Annotated in this window: 6 protein-coding genes; 5 read left to right on the forward strand and 1 reads right to left on the reverse strand. The window is 69.3% G+C overall.

Features of this window, described 5'->3' with window-relative positions; translation table 11 throughout:
* Nucleotides 1-911, reverse strand: a 911-nt coding sequence (locus B3587_RS06835) for a DEAD/DEAH box helicase (protein ID WP_292727400.1), incomplete at its 3' end; no start/stop codon positions are given.
* A 13-nt stretch (nucleotides 912-924) separates the two neighbouring features.
* Between B3587_RS06835 and B3587_RS06840 the strand changes: the two genes are divergently transcribed.
* The 5 genes from B3587_RS06840 to B3587_RS06860 form a co-directional block, all read left to right on the forward strand.
* Nucleotides 925-1,341 (forward strand): GNAT family N-acetyltransferase, encoded by a 417-nt coding sequence (locus tag B3587_RS06840; RefSeq protein WP_348681623.1) that lies wholly within the window; start codon nucleotides 925-927, stop codon nucleotides 1,339-1,341.
* Nucleotides 1,338-2,333 (forward strand): pirin family protein, encoded by a 996-nt coding sequence (locus B3587_RS06845; RefSeq protein ID WP_292727404.1) that lies wholly within the window; start codon nucleotides 1,338-1,340, stop codon nucleotides 2,331-2,333. Before B3587_RS06840 ends, B3587_RS06845 begins: the two co-directional genes overlap by 4 nt.
* A gap of 39 nt (nucleotides 2,334-2,372) precedes the next feature.
* On the forward strand, nucleotides 2,373-2,918 hold the full coding sequence (locus B3587_RS06850; RefSeq protein ID WP_228179348.1) for an ECF transporter S component: 546 nt from the start codon (nucleotides 2,373-2,375) through the stop codon (nucleotides 2,916-2,918).
* A gap of 197 nt (nucleotides 2,919-3,115) precedes the next feature.
* A complete protein-coding gene (locus B3587_RS06855; protein WP_414683121.1) occupies nucleotides 3,116-4,822 on the forward strand; it encodes an ABC transporter ATP-binding protein in 1,707 nt (568 codons plus the stop codon).
* Nucleotides 4,823-4,836: 14 nt separating this feature from the next.
* The coding region (locus tag B3587_RS06860) for an energy-coupling factor transporter transmembrane component T (protein WP_292727409.1) at nucleotides 4,837-5,649 on the forward strand (813 nt) is incomplete at its 3' end.

Consider the following 5,649-nt stretch of genomic DNA (forward strand, 5'->3'; position numbering starts at 1 on the left):
AGGCGCCGGTAGCGCGGCAGCATCCCGGCGTGATGGATGCCGATGCCGGCGCGCACCAGGCGCGAAAGCGTCTTGCCGAACCCCGTCGTGAACCGGAACCCGCCGATCTCGGCAGCGATCTGATCGCGCTGCTCGCGCGAGGCGATCTTGGTGTTGATGAGCGCCTGGGCCCGCTCGAGGGCCGCGGCCTGCGAGAAGTGGACGATGTAGATCGGAGTCTCGGCCTCCTCCAGCAACCGCTCGACGACGTCGTGGACCGGGCGCCGCTCATACGAGAAGTGCAGCGGCACGGGGCGCTCGACGCCGGTGATCTGCGCCACCTCGCGTCCCGTGCGGCGCTCGAGGTCGGACACGATCGGGGTGACATCGCCGAGGGTCGCCGACATGAGCAGGAACTGCACGCGCGGAAGAAGCAGCAGCGGCACCTGCCACGCCCAGCCGCGCTCGGGGTCGCCGTAGTAGTGGAACTCGTCCATCACGACGGCGTCGATGTCGGCATCCGTGCCCTGCCGCAGGGCGATGTTCGCGAGGATCTCAGCGGTGCAGCAGACGATCGGTGCGTCTGCGTTGACGGACGAGTCGCCGGTGACCATTCCCACGTTCTCGGCGCCGAAGATCTCGACCAGCGCGAAGAACTTCTCGGCCACGAGCGCCTTGATCGGCGCGGTGTAATACGAACGGCCCCCGCGAGCCAGGGACGCGGTGTGGGCGGCGATCGCGACGAGCGACTTGCCGGTGCCGGTCGGGGTCGACAGCACCACGTGCGAACCCGAGACCAGCTCGATAGCAGCCTCATCCTGCGCCGGGTAGAGACGGATGCCGCGGCCCTCGGCCCATGAAACAAAGGCGTCGTACACGGCATCCGGGGCAGCATCCGTCACCGCGTCCGCGAGCGTCGACGAAGGGGTCACCCCCTGAGTCTGCCTGACGGCAGCGAAGCGAAGCCCACCCGAGCGAACCCTCGCGGAACACCGAGGCCGCCACCTACGTTGGGAGGAAGCAACGAAAGGACAGCTGATGACCGACACGGATGTGACCCCCGAGGTCGTGCGCAACGACGCCAAGGGACGATACGAGATCAGCATCGACGGAGCTCTCGCCGGCTTCACCGAATTCGTCGCCGACGAGCAGGGCCGCCTCGTCTTTCCCCACACCGAGATCGATCCGGCCTTCTCGGGCCGCGGGTTCGGAACCGAACTCATCGGGGAGGCCATGGCGGATGTCGCCTCCCGCGGCGAAACCGTCGTGCCGGAGTGCTCGTTCGTCGTGCGCTACCTGCAGAAGCACGAGGTGAACGGGCTCGACATCGCGTGGCCCCACGGGTCAGCGCCCCAGGGATGACCCGCCTCGATTCCGACGCAGCGGTCGCCGAAGAGGGTGCAGCCGACTGCGACGGACCCCGCCTGCTGAACCTCGAGATGCGGGATGTGCCGCTCGGGGGACTGCGCGCGATGCAGGTTTCCCGGGCACTCCCGCAGCGCGACCTGCCCCTTGTCGGGGCATGGTGCTTTCTCGACCGGTTCGGGCCGCAGCGAACCACCATGCGCGTCGAGCCGCACCCGCACATCGGCCTGCAGACCGTGACGTGGCCCATCAACGGCGAGGTGCGCCACCGCGACTCGGTCGGCAGCGATGTGATCGTGCGTCGAGGGGTGCTCAACCTCATGACGGCGGGCGCCGGGATCTCCCACTCCGAATACTCGGTAGGCGAAACGGATGTCGACCTCGACGCCCTGCAGCTGTGGGTGGCTCTTCCCGACGCAACCCGGTTCGGGGAGGCATCCTTCGAACAGCACGCGGATCTTCCGGTGCTCGACCTGCCAGCCGCCTCGGGGAGCGTGCAGGCTACCGTCGTGCTCGGAACACTCGACGACGCGTCCTCACCGGCCACCGCACACACCCCGATCGTCGGTGCCGAACTGGAGCTGACTCCGGGAGCTGACGTACTCGTCCCGCTCGAACAGGCGTGGGAGCACGCGCTGCTGCTGATCGATGGCGACGTGACAGTCAGCGGCGCACCCGGCGGGCAGGCGCACGACACCGCCGAACTAGATACGAACCACCTGCTCTACCTCGGCACACACCGCGACGCGATCACCCTGCGATCCACCGGGGGCGCGCGGATCTTCCTACTCGGGGGCGAACCGTTCCCGGACGAGATCGTGATGTGGTGGAACTTCGTCGGACGCTCACACGACGAGATCGTCGCCGCCCGCGAGGACTGGGAGAACGCGGCTGCCCGATTCGGTCACGTCATCGACCACGGCCCGGAGCGCATCCCCGCCCCGCCGCTGCCCGGAGTGCGACTGACCCGACGGCGCAGACGTCTCTGAGACCGACTTTGGTCCCGAACGCGGCAGTACGCTGATACGGTGGCCCGATCCTCCGTCCTGACGACGCGTGTGCTCCTCACGACCGCCGCCATCGGCGTCGCGACGGGGCTCCTCGCGGGTATTGCGGGCTGGGTCACGCCGTTCGTGCTCGGGATCGCACCGATCTTCTACGGATTCGTTCTCGGCGCACACGTGCTGCCGGGGATCATCGCGCAGGAGGTCATCCGTCTGCCCTGGGTCGCGCTCCTGAGCCACGTGTTCGCGGCCCTGGTGGCCAGCGCCATGGCTCCCCAGTGGGCGCTGCGGTTCCTTGGCACCGCGATCCTCTTCGGCGGCATCCAGGAGCTCGTTGCCGCCCTCACCCGCTACCGGGTGTGGGATGCATGGCGGTTCTTCATCTCGGCCGTCGTTATCGGCATCCTGGTCGCTGTCGTCGTCGCCTTCGCCGCCGACCTCGCCTCCCTTCCGCTGCTGGCCCAGATCATCTACCTCATCGTGGCCGTACTCGGCCCCGTCGCGTGGACTGCTGCGGGTCTGGGAATCGGCGTCTCGCTGCGGCGCGCTGGCGTCGCGCGGCGCGCGTGACGCTCCACGCGGCTTCCTCGCGAAACCGGAATCTCGGGGCGCGTGGAGTTAGGTTCAGCTAAGTTAGGGCATACTTCCCTTCCCGACGAGGACCCGTGACAGCTCCCCCCGACTCCGCCGCACGCTCGGCCTCCGTCGCCCCCGCTCCCGGCGAGACGGCGACACCGAAGCCGACCCACGGCAGGGAACACGCGCGGCTGCTGCAGCTGCGCGAGGTCGGGATCACACACGAGGGTGAGGATGCCGCGACCCCGGCATCCGTGTCGTTCGAGGTGTCGCGCGGCGACGTCGTGCTGCTTCTCGGGCCGAGCGGTTCGGGCAAGTCGACGCTCTCCCTCGCCATGAACGGGCTCATCCCGCACGCCGTTCCCGCCGCGTTGACGGGCCGCGTCGAGGTAGCCGGGATGGATGCCGCGACGCACTCCGTCGCGCAGCTGTCGACCCAGGTGGGGATCGTGTTCCAGGACCCCGACGCGCAACTTGTCACTGGCACGTTGCTCGACGAGGTCGCGTTCGGGCCCGAGAACCTACGTCTGCCGGCAGCCGATGTGCTCGCCCGCGCCGAGAGCTCGCTGCGTCGGGTCGGGCTGTGGGAACGGCGGTCAGAGAACCCGGACCGCCTCTCCGGAGGCGGTCGGCAGCGGCTCGCGATCGCTTGCGCCTTGGCCATGGGTTCGCCCCTTCTCGTGCTCGACGAACCGACGGCAAACCTCGATCCCCGCGGGATCGATGACGTCTATGCCGCTCTCGGCGAGCTCGCGGCATCCGGCGACAAGGGGATCGTGCTCATCGAGCACAACCTCGACGCCGCCGCCCCGTTCGTGAACCGCGTCGTCGTGCTGGATGCCGCGGGCGTCGTGATCGCCGATGGGGCGGTTGACGAGATCCTGCGGGGGCGCGCGGCCGAATTGCACGACCTCGGCGTGTGGCTGCCGACCTCGACGCTCGCGGCTCTGCGCCTGCGGGAGGCCGGGTACCGCTTCGACCCGCTGCCGATCAGTCCCGACGAACTGCGCGCGGCACTCGATCGTCAGCCCGCTCCTGCCGCTACACGCGAGGCGGGGGCGGGTGCGGCGACCGAGACACGGATGTCGGCATCCGGCACGCGCATCGAGGTGCGCGGACTCACGCTGCGCCGCAAGAAGACGGAAGTTCTGACGGATGTCTCACTCGAGGTTCGCGACGGCGATTTCCTCGCTATCGTCGGCGCGAACGGGGCGGGTAAGACGACGCTGATTCAGGCCCTGGCCGGGGTGCTCACGCCGCCCCGGGGCACCGTCCGGATCGACGGCCTCGATGTTGCCCGCCTGGATGACCGGGCTCTGTCGACCCATGTTGGGTTCGTGTTCCAGAACCCCGAGCACCAGTTCATCGCGGCGTCAGTGTTCGACGAGATCGCGCACGGCCTGCGGCGCCAGCACCTCGACGAGGCGGAAATCGAGCGGCGCACCCTCGACCTTCTCGACCGCTTCGGGCTGCGCGAGCGCGCGCACGTTCATCCGTTCCTGCTCTCGGGGGGCCAGAAGCGGCGCCTCTCGGTCGGGACCGCCCTTGTGGCCGGCGCTCGCGTGCTCGTCCTCGACGAGCCGACGTTCGGACAAGATCGCGCCCGAGCAGACGAACTTCTCGGTCTGCTGCGCGACCTCAACCGTGAGGGCACGACCATCATCGTCGTCACCCACGACATGCAGCTGGTCGCCGAGTACGCCGACCGCGTGGCGGTGATGGAGTCGGGACGCCTCACGGCGTGCGGAGCGCCGGGCGAGGTGTTCGCGGATGCCGAACTCATCGCCCGCGCGGGCCTGCGGGTCCCGCCGCTCGCGCGCGCCCTCGCCCCGCTCGCCATGCACCCGGAACTGCGAACGGTCACCCGCGTTGCTGACCTTCCCGGGGGTGGCCCGTGACGACGGCGCCGACAATGCTCCCGGCATCCGTTGCCGATGACCCGTACGCCGCCGTGCGGCGCACCTCTGCGGTGCGCTTCCTCTACGGGCTGAACCCGCTTGCGAAGATGGCAGCGGTCCTTCCGGCGCTCGTGCTGCTCGTATTCGTGCGCGATCTTGCGACACCGGTGGCGTTTCTCGCGCTGTCGTACCTCGTGCTGCTCGTCGGCGTGAGTCTCAGCATCCGAGCCGCCGTCCTTCTCGCACTGGCGATACCCGGCGCCATAGCGGTGTTGGGCTTCGGCTTCGCGCTCTGGACGGATGCCGCACTCGTCGCCGACACCCCGCCCGTGCTGCAGATCGGGGCATGGACCCTCTACAGCGGCGCTCTCGAGATCGGACTCGCAACGGGGTTGCGGCTCGCTGCGATCCTCGCGCTCTCGCTCATCCCGGGCCTCAGCACGACCGGTCCCGATCTCGTGCGGGCCTGCGTGCAGCAGCTGCGCGTCCCGTACCGGATCGGGTATACAGCCCTGGCCGCGTTCCGCTTCGTGCCCCGGTTCGGTCACGAGCTTGAAATCATCCGGCAGGCCCACCGCGTGCGCGGCGCGCACCGCGGTCGCGGACCGATCGCGAGTCTGCGCCGCTGGGCCAGCTATCTCGTGCCGCTGCTTGCCGGCGCGATCCGTCATGCCGAGCGGGTGGCCCTCGCGATGGACTCCCGCGCCTTCGGCGCCTACCCCGATCGCACCGAGCGACACCTCGTGCCGTTCCGCGCCCGCGACGTCGTCTTCATCGCCGCTTTCTGGCTAGCCTCCGCCGCCCTCTTCGCCCTCTTCTTCCCCTGG

It is taken from the genome of Microbacterium sp. UBA837, assembly GCF_002296025.1.
Classification (GTDB): domain Bacteria; phylum Actinomycetota; class Actinomycetes; order Actinomycetales; family Microbacteriaceae; genus Microbacterium.

Excerpts from the sequence above, each read along its gene's own strand:
- B3587_RS06845 (WP_292727404.1), top strand. The coding sequence starts at position 1,338 with ATGACCCGCCTCGATTCCGACGCAGCGGTCGCCGAAGAGGGTGCAGCC.